Raw genomic sequence first — 14,367 nt, forward strand, 5'->3', positions numbered from 1 at the left:
ATGTCATTCAGGGGCTGCAGCTTGCCGGCGCCGACATGATCATCGGCGTCGATCTCAACAACGACAAGAAGGCCTGGGGCGAGCGCTTCGGCATGACGCATTTCGTCAACCCGAAGGAAGTCGGCGACGACATCGTTGCCTATCTCGTCAACATGACCAAGCGCGGTGCCGATCAGATCGGCGGGGCTGACTATACCTTCGACTGCACTGGCAACACCAAGGTGATGCGCCAAGCGCTGGAAGCCTCGCATCGCGGCTGGGGCAAGTCCGTCGTCATCGGCGTTGCCGGCGCCGGCCAGGAGATTTCGACCCGCCCGTTCCAGCTCGTCACCGGCCGCACCTGGATGGGCACCGCCTTTGGTGGGGCGCGCGGCCGCACCGACGTGCCGAAAATCGTCGACTGGTACATGGAAGGCAAGATCCAGATCGACCCGATGATTACCCATACGATGCCGCTGGAGGACATCAACAAGGGGTTCGAACTGATGCACTCCGGCGAAAGCATTCGCAGCGTCGTGCTTTACTGAGGAGGAATGCAGCAAGCATGGTGCCACTTTGAAATGGCCGGCGGCGCTTTTCCAGATCGATCCCGATTTGGGAGTGCCACGGCAACCTTGGAGGAGGAGCAGAGCATGCCAAGTCAAGTATCGATACACCCTGGGCTCGATCGCGGCGTCAAGGCGGGACGCGCGGATTTCAACGGCGGGACGCTCGTCTGCGCCTGCACCGAGCGACCGGTCAAAGTTGGGATCAAGGGCACGGTCTTCCATAACCACGCATGCGGCTGCTCCAAGTGCTGGAAGCCGGAGGGGGCAACATTTTCCGTCGTCGCGGTCGCACCGCATGAGAATGTCACCGTTCTCGAAAACGGCGACAAACTGAAGGTCGTCGACCCCACAGCCTTGATCCAGCGTCATGCCTGCATCAAATGCGGCGTCCACATGTATGGGCCGGTCGAGCGCGACCATGCCTTCAAAGGTCTTGACTTCGTCCATCCCGAGCGCTTCCAGGAGCAGGGTTGGCCGGAACCGACCTTCGCCGCCTTCGTCTCGTCGATCATCGAGACCGGCACGCCGCCCGCGGCGATGGCCGGCGTCCGCTCGCGGCTGCGCGAACTCCATCTTGAGCCCTACGATTGTCTCTCGCCGACACTGATGGATGTTATTTCCACCTGGGTGGCGAAGAAAGCGGGCACATTGCAGGAATAGCTCTATCGCTTGAAATCGAATGTGATTTAAGGAGCGCTGCGCGGCACTGCTGCGCAACGCCACCGCCCCAACACGACTGCGACCCAATGATCTATGTCGATGCAGATGCCTGCCCGGTGAAGCCGGAAATCCTCAAAGTAGCCGCACGGCACGGCATGGAGGTAACCTTCGTTGCCAATTCCGGCCTACGACCGTCCCGCGACCCGATGGTGAAGAACGTCATCGTCTCCAACGGCTTCGATGCGGCCGACAACTGGATTGCCGAGCATTGCGGACCAGGAGATATCGTCGTTACCGCCGATGTGCCGCTTGCCGCGCGCAGTGTCGCCACGGGCGCAATGGTGACAGGACCGACAGGGCGGGTCTTCGATCAATCCAACATCGGCATGGCCACCGCAATGCGCGACCTCGGCGCTCACCTTCGCGAGACCGGCGAAAGCAAGGGCTACAACGCAGCCTTCAGTCCGCGCGACCGATCGAGCTTTCTTGAAACCTTCGACCGCCTTTGCCGGCGGGCCAAGGCCTATGCACCACCTACCGGAGACATTCCATGAAAGTCCTTTCCCAGAATATCGCCTTCGGTGGCATGCAGGGCGTCTATTCGCACGCATCCGAGGCTTGCCAATGCGAGATGACCTTCGCCGTCTTCGTGCCGCCACAGGCGATCGACAGGCCCTGCCCGGTCCTATGGTATCTATCCGGCCTCACCTGCACCCATGCCAATGTCATGGACAAGGGTGAATACCGCCGCATGGCTGCCGAGCTCGGGCTGATCATAGTCTGCCCCGATACCAGTCCGCGCGGCAACGACGTGCCGGACGAGATCACCAACTGGCAGATGGGCAAAGGCGCGAGCTTCTATCTCGACGCCACCGAGACCCCGTGGTCGGAAAACTTCCAGATGTACACTTACATCACCGAGGAATTGCCCGTCTTCGTCAGCCAGCATTTCAGGATGGACATGAGCCGCCAGGGTCTCTTCGGTCATTCGATGGGCGGCCATGGCGCAATGACGATCGCGCTCAAAAATCCCGACCGGTTCAAGAGCTGCAGCGCCTTTGCGCCGATCGTCGAGCCGATGACAGCCGACTGGTCGGTGGGCGCTTTTGAGAAATATCTAGGCGAGGAGCGATCCACGTGGCGACAATATGATGCCTGCGCGCTGGTCAGGGACGGCGCTCGCTTCCCCGAATTCCTAATCGACCAAGGCAAGGCCGACGGCTATCTCGAAACCGGCCTGCGCCCGTGGCTGTTCGAGGAGGTAGTCAAAGGAACCAATATAGGCCTGACGCTGCGCATGCACGAGCGTTACGACCACTCCTATTTCTTCGTCTCGACCTTCATGGACGACCATTTGAAATGGCATGCCGAAAGGCTTGCGGAGGAAGCTTAATATTGAAATACGACGTTTGTGATATCTATTGGATATGTATTGATATCAGGTGGTCCGAAGAAAAATTCTCTTCTAAAGCAGAAATTCGGCTTCGGTTTCGAGTGAATTATTATCTTGCTGGAGGAAGGGGCATTGGTTGACGATCGGCGTCACGTCAATGTCGAGCGACATCCCAACCAGCGTCAGCTTCTGTCGCTGGAATTGCCGGGCTGAAGCTTATCGCCTGAGCCCGGCCAAGTGTCTGCTTGTCCTTGAAGCGCCTACTTGCGGCTGTTGTCGAGAGCCAACGGGCCCGGCCCGGCAAAAAATAGGAACATGAAGACGAAGCAGAACAGAATGGCGGCATCGCCGCCATTGACGGCCGGGAAGAAGCTCTTCGGCTGGTGGGCCATGAAATAGGCCACAGCCATATTGCCACACAGGATGAATGCGACTGGTCGCGTAAACAACCCGAGAAACATCAATAAGCCGCCTAGCGCTTCAAGGATGGCTTGGGTGAAAATGAGCGGCGACAGCGTGGCAGGTCCGCCAGCAGGGAAGCTAAAGAACTTCTGCGTGCCATGCTCCATGAACTGCAGCGCAGTCATGATCCGAAGCACGGTCAGTGCGTAAGGTTGGTATTGGTTCAGGCGGTCCGAAAGTACCATGAGATTCTCCAGTTTGAGCTCCCGCCCACCGTTAACCTGCACATTCCGGGCCGTGAATACACAGCTTCTGACAGTTCATCAAATTTTCGTGTAAATTCCGCGACTTGTCGTCACAGAGGAATATTGTCGTGCTTCTTCCAGGGATTGGAGAGATCCTTGTTGCGCAACATCTTCAGGCCGCGTGAAATGCGTTTTCTCGTCGAGTGGGGCATGATTACCTCATCGACATAGCCGCGCTCGGCTGCGACGAAAGGCGACAGGAAGCGGTCCTCATACATTTTCGTGTGACCCGAGATCTTGTCCGGGTCTGCGATATCCTTGCGAAAGATGATTTCCACCGCCCCTTTGGCGCCCATCACCGCGATCTGCGCCGTCGGCCAGGCATAGTTGATGTCGCCGCGCAGATGCTTCGATGCCATGACGTCATAGGCGCCACCGAACGCTTTGCGGGTAATGACCGTCATCTTCGGCACGGTCGCCTCGGCATAGGCGAACAGAAGTTTGGCGCCATGCTTGATCAACCCTCCATATTCCTGCGCGGTACCCGGCAGGAATCCCGGGACGTCGACGAAGGTAACGATCGGAATATTGAAGCAATCGCAGAAGCGCACGAAGCGGGCTGCCTTACGGGACGCATCGCTGTCGAGCACGCCAGCCAGCACCATCGGCTGGTTGGCAACGAAGCCGACAGTCGATCCTTCAATGCGCCCGAAGCCGCAGACGATGTTCTTCGCAAAGCTTGCTTGGATCTCGAAGAAATCTCCCTCATCAGCCGTCTTGATGATCAATTCCTTGATGTCATAGGGCTTGTTGGCGTTGGCCGGAATCAGCGTATCGAGCGACACGTCCATATCGGTCACCGATTGGTAGCATTCGATCTCCGGTATCGGCGCCGTATTCGACAAAGGCAGAAAATCGATCAACCGGCGAACCTGCATCAATGTATCGAGGTCGTTGTCAAAGGCCGCGTCGGCGATCGAGGATTTTGTCGTATGGACCGAAGCCCCGCCGAGCTGCTCCGATGTCACCGTCTCGTTCGTGACTGTCTTGACGACATCGGGGCCGGTCACGAACATGTAGGAGGTGTCACGCACCATGAAGATGAAGTCCGTCATCGCAGGCGAGTAAACATCGCCGCCCGCGCAAGGTCCCATAATGATGGAAATTTGCGGAATAACGCCCGACGACAGCACATTTCGCTGGAACACCTCTGCATAGCCGCCGAGCGCCGCTACACCCTCCTGGATGCGGGCGCCCCCCGCATCGTAGATCCCGATGATCGGCGCCCGGTTCTTCAACGCCATGTCCTGGATCTTGATGATCTTCTCCGCATGCGCTTCCGAAAGAGACCCGCCGAAGACGGTGAAATCCTTGGCAAATACAAAGACTGTGCGGCCGTTGACCGTGCCCCATCCAGTAACGACTCCGTCGCCTGCTATTTTATTTTTCTCCATGCCGAAATCGCTGGAACGATGCTCGACGAACATGCCAAATTCCTCGAACGAGTTCTCGTCGAGGAACAGTTCGATGCGCTCGCGCGCGGTGAGCTTGCCGCGTTTGTGCTGGGCATCGATGCGCACCTTTCCGCCGCCAAGCCTGGCGATTTCGCGCCGGCGTTCCAGTTCGTGAAGCACTTCTTTCATGGAATATCCCCTGCTGCCCTTATCCGGCTTATCATGCCGTTTGCGGCCATAGAAGAGGCTATAGCGTTGGGCATTGGCTGAACTACCTCTGCGTCAGCTACCGAGCGGCGGCGTCTTCAACGCAAAGGTCGAGCGGACGCGTGCAGCAATATCTTCGGCCATCAGATCATCAACAACGCCGGCGTCGGGCGAAAATGTGGTGGTCTCGAGCGAGGAGACGGCAATGACCGAACCGCTATCAACGGATGTCGCGGCGATGTTGATTTTTGCCGTGTTGCGGTCGTGCTGGAAGCCCTGCCCCTTTTCGACCTGAACGACGCGAACCGTCAGGGCAACCGACGGCAGCGACGTGGTGCGCGTTGTCGCGGCGATCGCTGCGTTGATGCGATCGTTCGTCGCGGTGATAAGCTCAGGGGCGATGCCAGGCCCCGAGACGACGACGGCGCTGCGCACATCATAGACGGGATCAGGTGGCGGCTTGAGCGACGAAAATGCAGAGCAAGCAGTCAGCGCCAGGCATCCAGTCAGGATCTGCCATGTCCGCGACATCAGCCAAAACATGATTCTCTTCTCGGTCATACCCCGCCTTGCTCCACGGGCATAACCTTTGCCATAACGGCTTGCAAATCAACAGTATTAGGCTCGAAGGGCTGAAAAAATATCGGTCGCCGCCTTAAACTCGACAAACCGCGCCGCCCGACGGTTTTCCGCTTCGGCGTCACTGCCCCAATGCTCGTTGGTCCAATCCTCGTCGAGGTGCGCCAGCGACCAAACGTCCGCGGGCGCCAAGTGCCCCTCGGCAAAGGCAAGTGCCAGCAGCGCCGAGCCGGTCAAGGACGTGACGGTATGCAGGCTCGCCAATTCCAGCGCGGTATCATATTTGCCCAATCGCGCTGCAAAAGCCGAAATAGCTTCCGCTGGCTGTTCGCAGTGAATGACACCCTCGATCAGGATGAAGCGGGCACCCGCGTCGCTGGCAGCCCATTCGACGACCGGACCCCAGCGGTTCGACTGCCGCTCCACGAGTGTCTCGGGCGTAGCCGCCCGATAGCAGAGAAGGTCGGTGCCGGAAAACTGCACGATCTCCTGAAAGACAGGTTCGCGATTGTCGGCCACTCCGTCCAGCGCCGTATTGACCAGCCGTGTCACCGGCATCATCGTCGGGTTGATGACCTCGACCTGCCGCTCCCACTCAGCTGCAACGAGCAAGGCCAGCGCCTTCGTTGGCACTGCCAACGGTTTGCGCGCCGGTGTCTTGACGGTTCTCCCGTCAAGCTCGATCGCAAAACCCGCGTCTGAATTGCCGACGCTGACTTCCTTGTAGAAACGCTTCGGCAGAGGCTTCTTCATAGCGATCTGCGCCCGGCGAACGGGATCCGGGTCGCTCAGTTCTACGGTGAAATCGGTTAGAAGGTCGCGCATGGCGTCACCTCAGACAATATGGCTTAAAAGGTCGTTCGGATGATGCGCGATCGCATCGGCGCCATTGGCAAGTAGGTCATCGACTGCGGCATAGCCCCAGGCAACACCGATCGCCGTTGCGCCTGCGGACTTGGCCATCTGCATATCGAAGATCGCGTCGCCGACGACGACCGTATCATGCGCCGCAACGCCGGTCTCGCTACAGCACTCCGTGACCATCGCCGGGTGTGGCTTCGATGGGCAGTCGTCAGCAGTGCGCGTCACCACGAACTTCGCCGTCAAGCCATGCAAAGCGAGGATCTGCGTCAAGCCGCGGCGCGACTTGCCCGTCACGGCGCCGATGAGCAGCTCCTTGCGGGCGGCAAGGGTATCGATCAGCGGTTTGATGCCGTCGAACAACGGCGTGTCCATATCGGCTTCGTCGCGAACTTCGGGATAGATCGACTTGTAGTGCGCCGTCATCGCCACCGCCTCGTCATCGACATGCGGTCTGCCCAGCATGCGGGCAATGGCGATATCGAGCGAAAGACCAATGATCGACTTGGTCAACGCGAGCTCGGGCCGCTTGTGGCCAGAAGCTACAAAAGTCCGGGCCATGACCTCGTGGATCAGCCGTGCGCTGTCGACAAGCGTCCCGTCGCAATCGAAGAGAACGAGTTTCATTGGCCGTCCCGTTCAACGCCTGAAAGGTCGAGGCCAAGAAGGTTCCAGGTCTGCACCATGTGCGGTGGCAGCGGAGCGGTGATGCGCAGGCGACCACCGCTCGGGTGCGGAATGTCGATATGGCGCGCATGCAGGTGAAGACGCTTCTGGACGCCGCCCGGGAAATCCCAGTTTGGGTCGTCCTCGAAGTATTTCGGGTCGCCGATGATCGGATGACCCATATGGAGCGCATGGACGCGAAGCTGGTGAGTGCGGCCGGTGTAGGGCTCCATCTCCAGCCAGGCGAGGCTCTGCGCCGCCATCTCGATCACCCGATAATAGGTGATGGCGTGATCGGCACCATCCTCGCCGTGCTTGGCAACCCGCATGCGGTCGCCATCAGGTGTTGCTTCCTTTACCAGCCAGGTGGAAATCTTGTCTTCATGCTTGCGCGGCACGCCCTTGACCAACGCCCAGTAGGTTTTCTTGGTGTCGCGCTCGCGGAAGGCAGCCGTCAGCTTTTGCGCAGCGCCACGCGTGCGCGCCACGACGAGAACACCCGAGGTATCGCGATCGAGACGATGGACCAGGCGCGGCTTTTCGCCCTTCTTGCTAGTCCAGGCCTCCAGCATCTTGTCGAGATGGCGATGCAGGCCCGATCCGCCTTGGACCGCAAGGCCGGCCGGTTTGTTCAAAACGAAGACCTTTTCGTCCTCGTGCAGCAGCATGCGGGATAGCAGGTCGTGGTCATCGGAATATTTCAGATCACCACCGCTGATCGGGCCGCTTTTGACCGCCTTGGCATCGACGTCCATCGGCGGGATGCGAACCATCTGCCCCGGCTGTACCCTCGCGTCGGTTTTCACGCGACCGCCATCGACGCGCACCTGGCCGGAGCGCAGCAGCTTCTGCAATTGACCGAATCCGAGACCCGGAAAATGCACCTTGAACCAGCGGTCGAGGCGCATGCCGGATTCGTCGGGCTCGACCATGATGTGTTCAATTCCGGCCATGCTTCTTCTTCTTTCAGGCTGACAGGCCCGGCAAAGCCGGCCTTTTGAGGTCGCTTTAGAGCATTTTGCAACAAAGTGGAAACTGGAATCGTCTGCGCCAGGCCATTTCGCTGATTCTAGCGCGAGACGCGTTGGTCTCAGGCCAGCGCACGAACGACGGCCAGGCCTGCAAACACAGTGGCGAGGGACAGACCGACGCTTGCCACAACGTAGACGATGGCCGCGAAAGCCTCACCCCGCTCCAGCAATCCGATCGTGTCGAGCGAAAACGCCGAGAAGGTGGTAAAGCCGCCGACAAGGCCGGTCATCAACAGCAGTCTCAGCTCGGTAGAGCCGCCAAACTTGCGCGCTATCGCTTCGGCAAACACGCCGATCACGAACGAACCCACGACGTTGACGGTTAGCGTGCCCCAGGGGAAAGCCGGGCCGGCGAGCCTTAGGCCCAACAGACCGACATAATACCTGAAAACCGAACCGATTGCGCCGCCAAAGGCGACCAGCAGGACTTGAAACATGAAACGCTGATTACCGCATCAAAAGCCTGCTGCCAATCGTCGGATCGCCAAACACTTCGTGACAGATCGATAAAATCCAATCGTCTATTTTAGCTGGAATGGAAGGACCGCCGTATAAGGTGAAGCTTGGTTTTCAATGTTGGAAGAATGCAATGGTCGAGGTCGTGAACGTATCCGCCTATATGGCTGCCTGGGCTGCGGATGCTGCAAAGCCTCCTGTTCTGGTGCCAGCAAGCATTGCGGCCCGCGACGCGCGACGGCTTCAAAAGCGCCAGCAGCGCGACGGCGTGAGCGACCTTGAGATCGACAGCCCGAGCCTCGTCATTCAATCAACTTCCGTGGCCCTGGACCTTATGACCCAGGGAAACGGCCAACCGAGATCGACCCTGAAACACGCGATCGATTCCTACACGGAAAATGAATGATCGCCCGGCTCGCCGCCTAACCTAGTTTCCCTTTGCCGAGGTGACCGGCAGGCTCATGTCGACGGCACCGGCCTTTTCAAAGGTCAGCGTCACCGGCACCGTCCCGCCCTGCTTGAACGCCGACTTCACCTGCTTGAACATCATGTGCAGCGTATTTGGCGAAAGCGACACGGTGGCGCCGGCAGGCACGATCACGCCGTCCTTCAGCTCCCGCATCTTCATGACGTTACCCTGCATCGTCATCTCATGCAGCTCGACCTTGCCCGCCTCGGCTGATTTAACGGATACCAGCCGATCATCGCTGCTGCCACCATTGTGGATCGTGAGATAACCGCCGCCAACAGGCTGGCCGGGCAGCATTGCCTTGACGTAGCCTCCGCTGAGATCCAGGACACCGATCTTGCCGGCTGCCGCGCCGCCAGGCGCCTTTGCTGTATCCATCTGCATCTTCATGCCGGGCATCTTGCTCATGTCTTCGGCCTGCTGAGCGCCGGCAATGCCAGACATCGAGAAAGCGGCAACAGAGCACAGCATCGCTGCGATGACAGGGCGAAAATGGCGCATGAAAAATCTCCTCGGCAAATTCTGCGACTGGGTGATGGGATAGCTGCCCGCCGAGGGATTGCAAAGCCATTTTGCTCCCAGCCGCCGAAAGGCATATCGTCGCAATGAGGCAAGAGCCGGCCGCAACGACAGAAATTTGTTTGTCGGCGACATTTTGACTTGCCAAGACCCGTCGTCGCCGGATAATTGCGGCGACCCAGTTGGGAGAATCCGGCGACAAGCCGGTGCCGAAGGAGCAACCGCCCCGGAAACTCTCAGGCCAAAGGACCAACAGGGGGCAGACGGAACTCTGGAGAGAAGCACTTTTATTCAAGGTGCTCGCCGAAGGGATAACAATCTCAGGCGAACGGACAGAGGGGGCTCATCGTGCGGCGCGTATTCGTGCCCGAATTTTGAGCTGGCGCTTTCAGACAAGCGCAAACCCGGAGGCGTCATTTGGACGAGACCGCTGCCCTGAAGAAGACCCCACTGCACGCCCTCCATGTTGCGCTCGGAGCCCGCATGGTACCGTTTGCCGGCTATGACATGCCGGTCCAATATCCCTCAGGCGTGCTGAAGGAACACCTGCATACCCGTACGTCCGCCGGCCTGTTCGACGTTTCGCACATGGGCCAGGTCATTGTCCGCGCCCGCTCCGGCAGGAACGAAGACGCGGCACTGGCACTTGAAAGCCTCGTGCCCGTCGATCTGCTCGGGCTGAAGCCCGGTCGCCAACGCTATGGCTTTTTCACGGACGAGAACGGCGGCATTCTCGACGACCTGATGATCGCCAATCGAAGCGATCATTTCTTTGTTGTCGTCAATGCCGGCTGCAAACACGAAGATCTCCTTCATCTCCAGACAAAAATTGGCGACCGCTGCCAGATAACCTTGCTCGATCGCGCGCTGGTCGCATTGCAGGGACCGCGCTCGCAGGCCGTAGTGGCGGAACTGTGGGCAGGCCTCAGCGAAATGAAGTTCATGGACGTGCGCGATGTCGGGTTGCACGACGTCGCCTGCCTCGTGTCGCGCTCCGGCTATAGCGGCGAGGACGGCTACGAGATCTCGATTCCAGCCGACAAGGCGCAGACCGTGGCGAATTGGCTGCTGGAGCATCCAGACGTTCAGCCGATCGGCCTTGGTGCCCGCGATTCACTCCGTCTTGAAGCCGGGCTTTGTCTTTACGGCAATGATATCGACACCACGACGTCGCCTGTCGAGGCAGGGCTCGAATGGGCGATCCAGAAGGCACGCCGCAATGGCGGCGACCGCGCCGGCGGCTTTCCCGGCGCGCGCCGTATCCTTGAGGAATTGGAAACCGGCGCTTTGCGCCGTCGCGTCGGCCTGAAGCCGGAAGGCAAGGCACCGGTGCGCGGCCATGCAAAGCTCTATGCCGATGCCGGGGGCCGCACCGAGATCGGCGAAGTCACCTCGGGCGGCTTCGGGCCAAGCGTCGAATTCCCCGTCGCCATGGGCTACGTGCCCACGAGCCACGCATCGCCGGGCACGCCGATTTTCGCTGAAGTGCGCGGGAAATATTTGCCCGTCACGGTCAGCGCCCTGCCCTTCATTGCCCCGACCTACAAACGTTGAACGCCACATTTCGCGAGAGGACGAACCATGCTGAAATTTACCGCAGACCATGAATGGCTGAAAATCGAAGACGGCATTGCGACGGTCGGGATTACCGCCTATGCCGCCGAACAACTGGGCGACCTGGTCTTTGTCGAACTGCCTGACGTCGGCGCCAGCTTCTCCAAGAGCGACGACGCGGCAACCGTCGAATCCGTCAAGGCGGCGTCGGAAGTCTATTGTCCGCTCGATGGCGAAATCACCGCGGTCAACGACGCCATCACCGCCGATCCCTCGCTGGTCAATTCGGACCCCATGGGCAATGGCTGGTTCTTCAAGCTGAAGCTCAAGAACGCCAGCGATGCCGACGGCCTCCTCGATGAGGCGGCCTACAAGGAGCTCACCGCATAATGAATACGCCGACCGAATTCACATTCACCGACTACCAGCCCTATGATTTCGCCAACCGGCGCCATATCGGTCCGTCTCCGCAGGAGATGACCGATATGCTGAAGGTAATCGGCTATGACAGTCTCGACGGTTTGATCGATGCGACGCTGCCTCCGTCGATCCGCCAGAAGGCGCCGTTGGCGTGGGGCGCGGCGATGACCGAGCGCGAGGCATTGGACAAGCTGCGCGACACGGCCAACAAGAACAAGTTACTCGTTTCCCTCATCGGCCAAGGCTACTACGGCACCATCACGCCGCCGGTCATCCAGCGCAACATTCTCGAAAATCCGGCCTGGTACACCGCCTACACGCCTTACCAGCCCGAGATCAGCCAGGGCCGCCTCGAGGCGCTGCTGAACTACCAGACAATGATCTGCGACCTGACCGGTCTCGACGTCGCCAACGCATCGCTGCTCGACGAGGCAACTGCTGCCGCCGAGGCCATGGCGATGGCCGAGCGCGTGGCGAAGTCCAAGGCGAAGGCCTTCTTCGTCGATGCCGATTGCCACCCACAGACCATCGCCCTCATCCAGACCCGCGCCGAACCGCTCGGCTGGACTGTCATCGTCGGCCATCCGCTCGCAGACCTCGCCCCATCAGACGTCTTCGGTGCGATTTTCCAATATCCGGGCACCTACGGGCATCTGCATGATTTCACCGACGTGATCGACAAGCTGCATGCCGTTGGCGCCATTGCCGTGATCGCTGCCGATCCCCTGGCACTGACGCTGCTGAAATCTCCAGGTGAAATGGGTGCCGATATCGCCGTCGGATCGTCGCAGCGCTTCGGCGTGCCGGTCGGCTACGGCGGCCCGCATGCCGCCTACATGGCAGTCAAGGACAGCCATAAGCGTTCCATGCCGGGTCGGCTCGTCGGTGTATCCGTCGATGCCCGCGGCAATCGCGCCTACCGCCTTTCACTGCAGACGCGCGAACAGCACATCCGCCGCGAAAAGGCGACTTCGAACATCTGCACCGCACAGGTGCTGCTCGCAGTCATGGCCTCGATGTATGCCGTGTTCCACGGGCCACAAGGCATCAAAGCCATCGCCCAACAGGTTCACCAGAAGGCCGTCTTGATGGCCAAGGGCCTTGAAAAGCTTGGTTATACAATTGAGCCTGACACCTTCTTCGATACTATCACCGTCGACGTCGGCCATTTGCAGGGCCTTATCCTGCAAGCGGCTGTCGCTGAGGGCGTCAATCTGCGTAAGGTCGGCACGACGAAGATCGGCATGAGCCTCGACGAACGCACCCGTCCCGCAACCCTCGAGGCGGTCTGGCGCGCCTTCGGAGGCAATTTCGCTGTCGCCGATTTCGAGCCCGGCTACCGCCTGCCAAAGGGCCTGCTTAGAACCAACGGATATCTCAGCCACCCGATATTCCATATGAACCGCGCCGAGAGCGAGATGACCCGCTATATCAGGCGGCTTTCCGATCGAGACCTGGCGCTTGACCGTTCGATGATCCCGCTTGGCTCCTGCACGATGAAGCTCAATGCCACCGCGGAGATGCTTCCGATCACTTGGCCGGAATTTTCCGATATCCACCCCTTCGTGCCTGAAGATCAGGCGTTGGGCTATCGCGAGATGATCGACGACCTGACCGACAAGCTCTGCGCCGTGACCGGCTATGATGCCTTCTCGATGCAGCCGAATTCGGGTGCCCAGGGCGAATATGCCGGCCTGCTGACGATCCGCAACTATCACCTTGCAAACGGCGATGCCCACCGCGACATCTGCCTTATCCCGACGTCCGCCCACGGAACCAACCCGGCCTCCGCCCAGATGGCCGGGATGAAGGTCGTCGTCGTCAAGGTCGAGGACGACGGCGATATCGACATGGAGGATTTTCGCGCCAAGGCGGAGGCGAATGCGGCCAACCTCTCCTGCTGCATGATCACCTATCCATCCACCCACGGGGTCTTCGAGGAAACCGTTCGCGATATATGCGATATCGTCCACCGCCATGGCGGCCAGGTCTATCTCGACGGCGCCAACATGAACGCCATGGTCGGCCTGTCCCGCCCCGGTGACATCGGCTCCGACGTCAGCCACCTCAACCTACACAAGACTTTCTGCATTCCGCACGGCGGCGGCGGCCCGGGCATGGGTCCGATCGGCGTCAAGGTGCATCTGGCGCCGCATCTGCCGGGCCATCCCCAGACGGACGGCCGCCCCGGCGCCGTCTCCGCTGCGGCCTTCGGCTCCGCCTCCATCCTGCCAATCTCCTGGAGCTACTGCCTGATGATGGGCGGCGAAGGGCTGACACAGGCAACGAGGGTGGCGATCCTCAACGCCAACTACATCGCCACCCGCCTGAAAGGCGCCTATGACGTGCTTTACAAGTCGAAGACCGGACGCGTCGCGCATGAATGCATCATCGACACGCGCCCTCTAGTGGATAGCGCCGGCGTTACCGTCGATGACGTTGCAAAGCGCCTGATCGACTGCGGCTTCCACGCACCGACAATGAGCTGGCCCGTGGCCGGCACGTTGATGATCGAGCCGACGGAATCTGAGACCAAGGCGGAGCTCGACCGCTTCTGCGAGGCAATGCTGGCGATCCGCGAGGAAGCCCGCGCCATTGAGGATGGTCGTATGGACAGGAACGACAATCCGCTGAAGAACGCCCCGCACACCGTCGAGGACCTCGTTGGCGAATGGAACCGTCCCTATTCACGCGAACAGGCCTGCTTCCCGCCCGGTGCTTTCCGTGTCGACAAATACTGGTCCCCCGTCAATCGAGTGGATAACGTCTATGGCGATCGCAACCTGATCTGCACCTGCCCGCCCGTCGAAGCATATGCAGAAGCGGCAGAATAGAAAAATGTGAAATGCAGGAAACGGTTGCGGCCGTTTCCTCTATCTTTGACACAAATCCATTGCGAAATG

16 protein-coding genes and 1 riboswitch are annotated in these 14,367 nt (G+C 59.8%); of the genes, 8 read left to right on the plus strand and 8 right to left on the minus strand.

All coding sequences use genetic code 11. The features are described from left to right. From AB4Z52_RS06020 to fghA, 4 genes are all read left to right on the plus strand, one after another. Positions 1 to 527: zinc-binding dehydrogenase (locus tag AB4Z52_RS06020; protein ID WP_442217010.1), on the plus strand; the 527-nt coding region annotated here is incomplete at its 5' end. A gap of 105 nt (positions 528 to 632) precedes the next feature. Then, positions 633 to 1,208, plus strand: a complete 576-nt coding sequence (gene gfa, locus AB4Z52_RS06025) for an S-(hydroxymethyl)glutathione synthase (RefSeq protein WP_442217011.1) — start codon at positions 633 to 635, stop codon at positions 1,206 to 1,208. Positions 1,209 to 1,294: 86 nt separating this feature from the next. Further along, positions 1,295 to 1,762: a YaiI/YqxD family protein gene (locus AB4Z52_RS06030; protein ID WP_442217012.1), complete on the plus strand. Its 468-nt coding sequence runs from the start codon at positions 1,295 to 1,297 to the stop codon at positions 1,760 to 1,762. Then, positions 1,759 to 2,601, plus strand: coding sequence for an S-formylglutathione hydrolase (gene fghA / locus AB4Z52_RS06035; protein ID WP_442217013.1), 843 nt, complete (start codon positions 1,759 to 1,761; stop codon positions 2,599 to 2,601). The genes AB4Z52_RS06030 and fghA overlap by 4 nt, the downstream gene beginning before the upstream one ends. Positions 2,602 to 2,861: 260 nt before the next feature. Here fghA and AB4Z52_RS06040 read toward each other — a convergent pair whose 3' ends face one another. The 7 genes from AB4Z52_RS06040 to crcB form a co-directional block, all read right to left on the minus strand. Further along, on the minus strand, positions 2,862 to 3,248 hold the full coding sequence (locus AB4Z52_RS06040) for a DoxX family protein (RefSeq protein ID WP_442217014.1): 387 nt from the start codon (positions 3,246 to 3,248) through the stop codon (positions 2,862 to 2,864). A 110-nt stretch (positions 3,249 to 3,358) separates the two neighbouring features. Continuing rightward, positions 3,359 to 4,891 (minus strand): acyl-CoA carboxylase subunit beta, encoded by a 1,533-nt coding sequence (locus AB4Z52_RS06045; RefSeq protein ID WP_442217015.1) that lies wholly within the window; start codon positions 4,889 to 4,891, stop codon positions 3,359 to 3,361. Positions 4,892 to 4,984: 93 nt separating this feature from the next. After that, positions 4,985 to 5,452: a hypothetical protein gene (locus tag AB4Z52_RS06050; protein ID WP_442217277.1), complete on the minus strand. Its 468-nt coding sequence runs from the start codon at positions 5,450 to 5,452 to the stop codon at positions 4,985 to 4,987. 75 nt (positions 5,453 to 5,527) lie between these two features. Beyond that, positions 5,528 to 6,313: an ATP12 family chaperone protein gene (locus AB4Z52_RS06055; protein WP_442217016.1), complete on the minus strand. Its 786-nt coding sequence runs from the start codon at positions 6,311 to 6,313 to the stop codon at positions 5,528 to 5,530. A 9-nt stretch (positions 6,314 to 6,322) separates the two neighbouring features. Continuing rightward, positions 6,323 to 6,976, minus strand: coding sequence for an HAD-IA family hydrolase (locus AB4Z52_RS06060; RefSeq protein ID WP_442217017.1), 654 nt, complete (start codon positions 6,974 to 6,976; stop codon positions 6,323 to 6,325). Then, positions 6,973 to 7,968 carry an RluA family pseudouridine synthase gene (locus tag AB4Z52_RS06065; RefSeq protein ID WP_442217018.1) on the minus strand — a complete coding sequence of 332 codons (996 nt, stop codon included), beginning with the start codon at positions 7,966 to 7,968 and terminating at the stop codon, positions 6,973 to 6,975. Before AB4Z52_RS06065 ends, AB4Z52_RS06060 begins: the two co-directional genes overlap by 4 nt. Before the next feature lie 137 nt (positions 7,969 to 8,105). Beyond that, positions 8,106 to 8,483: a fluoride efflux transporter CrcB gene (gene crcB, locus AB4Z52_RS06070; protein WP_442217019.1), complete on the minus strand. Its 378-nt coding sequence runs from the start codon at positions 8,481 to 8,483 to the stop codon at positions 8,106 to 8,108. 152 nt (positions 8,484 to 8,635) lie between these two features. On the opposite strand from crcB, the gene AB4Z52_RS06075 reads away from it, so the two are divergent. Then, the gene (locus AB4Z52_RS06075; protein ID WP_442217020.1) at positions 8,636 to 8,908 is read left to right on the plus strand and encodes a hypothetical protein; all 273 of its coding nucleotides are present in this window, start codon (positions 8,636 to 8,638) and stop codon (positions 8,906 to 8,908) included. A 21-nt stretch (positions 8,909 to 8,929) separates the two neighbouring features. Here AB4Z52_RS06075 and AB4Z52_RS06080 read toward each other — a convergent pair whose 3' ends face one another. Further along, positions 8,930 to 9,472: a copper chaperone PCu(A)C gene (locus tag AB4Z52_RS06080; RefSeq protein WP_442217021.1), complete on the minus strand. Its 543-nt coding sequence runs from the start codon at positions 9,470 to 9,472 to the stop codon at positions 8,930 to 8,932. A gap of 191 nt (positions 9,473 to 9,663) precedes the next feature. Beyond that, positions 9,664 to 9,752: riboswitch (glycine riboswitch) on the plus strand. Between the two features lie 155 nt (positions 9,753 to 9,907). Here AB4Z52_RS06080 and gcvT point away from each other — a divergent pair. Genes gcvT through gcvP form a run of 3 tightly spaced genes read left to right on the plus strand, consistent with a single transcriptional unit; the run spans position 9,908 to position 14,298 of the window. Further along, positions 9,908 to 11,044, plus strand: a complete 1,137-nt coding sequence (gene gcvT, locus AB4Z52_RS06085) for a glycine cleavage system aminomethyltransferase GcvT (RefSeq protein WP_442217022.1) — start codon at positions 9,908 to 9,910, stop codon at positions 11,042 to 11,044. A gap of 27 nt (positions 11,045 to 11,071) precedes the next feature. Further along, a complete protein-coding gene (gene gcvH, locus AB4Z52_RS06090) occupies positions 11,072 to 11,434 on the plus strand; it encodes a glycine cleavage system protein GcvH (RefSeq protein WP_442217023.1) in 363 nt (120 codons plus the stop codon). Continuing rightward, complete coding sequence (gene gcvP / locus AB4Z52_RS06095) at positions 11,434 to 14,298, plus strand: aminomethyl-transferring glycine dehydrogenase (RefSeq protein ID WP_442217024.1); 2,865 nt, start codon at positions 11,434 to 11,436, stop codon at positions 14,296 to 14,298. Before gcvH ends, gcvP begins: the two co-directional genes overlap by 1 nt. Positions 14,299 to 14,367 lie beyond the last annotated feature (69 nt).

Origin of the sequence: Rhizobium sp. 2YAF20 (assembly GCF_052114685.1) — a bacterium.
In the GTDB taxonomy this organism is placed as follows: Bacteria; Pseudomonadota; Alphaproteobacteria; order Rhizobiales; family Rhizobiaceae; genus Rhizobium.

Excerpts from the sequence above, each read along its gene's own strand:
- gfa (WP_442217011.1), top strand. The coding sequence starts at position 633 with ATGCCAAGTCAAGTATCGATACACCCTGGGCTCGATCGCGGCGTCAAG.
- AB4Z52_RS06030 (WP_442217012.1), top strand. The coding sequence starts at position 1,295 with ATGATCTATGTCGATGCAGATGCCTGCCCGGTGAAGCCGGAAATCCTC.
- fghA (WP_442217013.1), top strand. The coding sequence starts at position 1,759 with ATGAAAGTCCTTTCCCAGAATATCGCCTTCGGTGGCATGCAGGGCGTC.
- AB4Z52_RS06040 (WP_442217014.1), bottom strand. The coding sequence starts at position 3,248 with ATGGTACTTTCGGACCGCCTGAACCAATACCAACCTTACGCACTGACC.
- AB4Z52_RS06045 (WP_442217015.1), bottom strand. The coding sequence starts at position 4,891 with ATGAAAGAAGTGCTTCACGAACTGGAACGCCGGCGCGAAATCGCCAGG.
- AB4Z52_RS06050 (WP_442217277.1), bottom strand. The coding sequence starts at position 5,452 with ATGTTTTGGCTGATGTCGCGGACATGGCAGATCCTGACTGGATGCCTG.
- AB4Z52_RS06055 (WP_442217016.1), bottom strand. The coding sequence starts at position 6,313 with ATGCGCGACCTTCTAACCGATTTCACCGTAGAACTGAGCGACCCGGAT.
- AB4Z52_RS06060 (WP_442217017.1), bottom strand. The coding sequence starts at position 6,976 with ATGAAACTCGTTCTCTTCGATTGCGACGGGACGCTTGTCGACAGCGCA.
- AB4Z52_RS06065 (WP_442217018.1), bottom strand. The coding sequence starts at position 7,968 with ATGGCCGGAATTGAACACATCATGGTCGAGCCCGACGAATCCGGCATG.
- crcB (WP_442217019.1), bottom strand. The coding sequence starts at position 8,483 with ATGTTTCAAGTCCTGCTGGTCGCCTTTGGCGGCGCAATCGGTTCGGTT.
- AB4Z52_RS06075 (WP_442217020.1), top strand. The coding sequence starts at position 8,636 with ATGGTCGAGGTCGTGAACGTATCCGCCTATATGGCTGCCTGGGCTGCG.
- AB4Z52_RS06080 (WP_442217021.1), bottom strand. The coding sequence starts at position 9,472 with ATGCGCCATTTTCGCCCTGTCATCGCAGCGATGCTGTGCTCTGTTGCC.
- gcvH (WP_442217023.1), top strand. The coding sequence starts at position 11,072 with ATGCTGAAATTTACCGCAGACCATGAATGGCTGAAAATCGAAGACGGC.
- gcvP (WP_442217024.1), top strand. The coding sequence starts at position 11,434 with ATGAATACGCCGACCGAATTCACATTCACCGACTACCAGCCCTATGAT.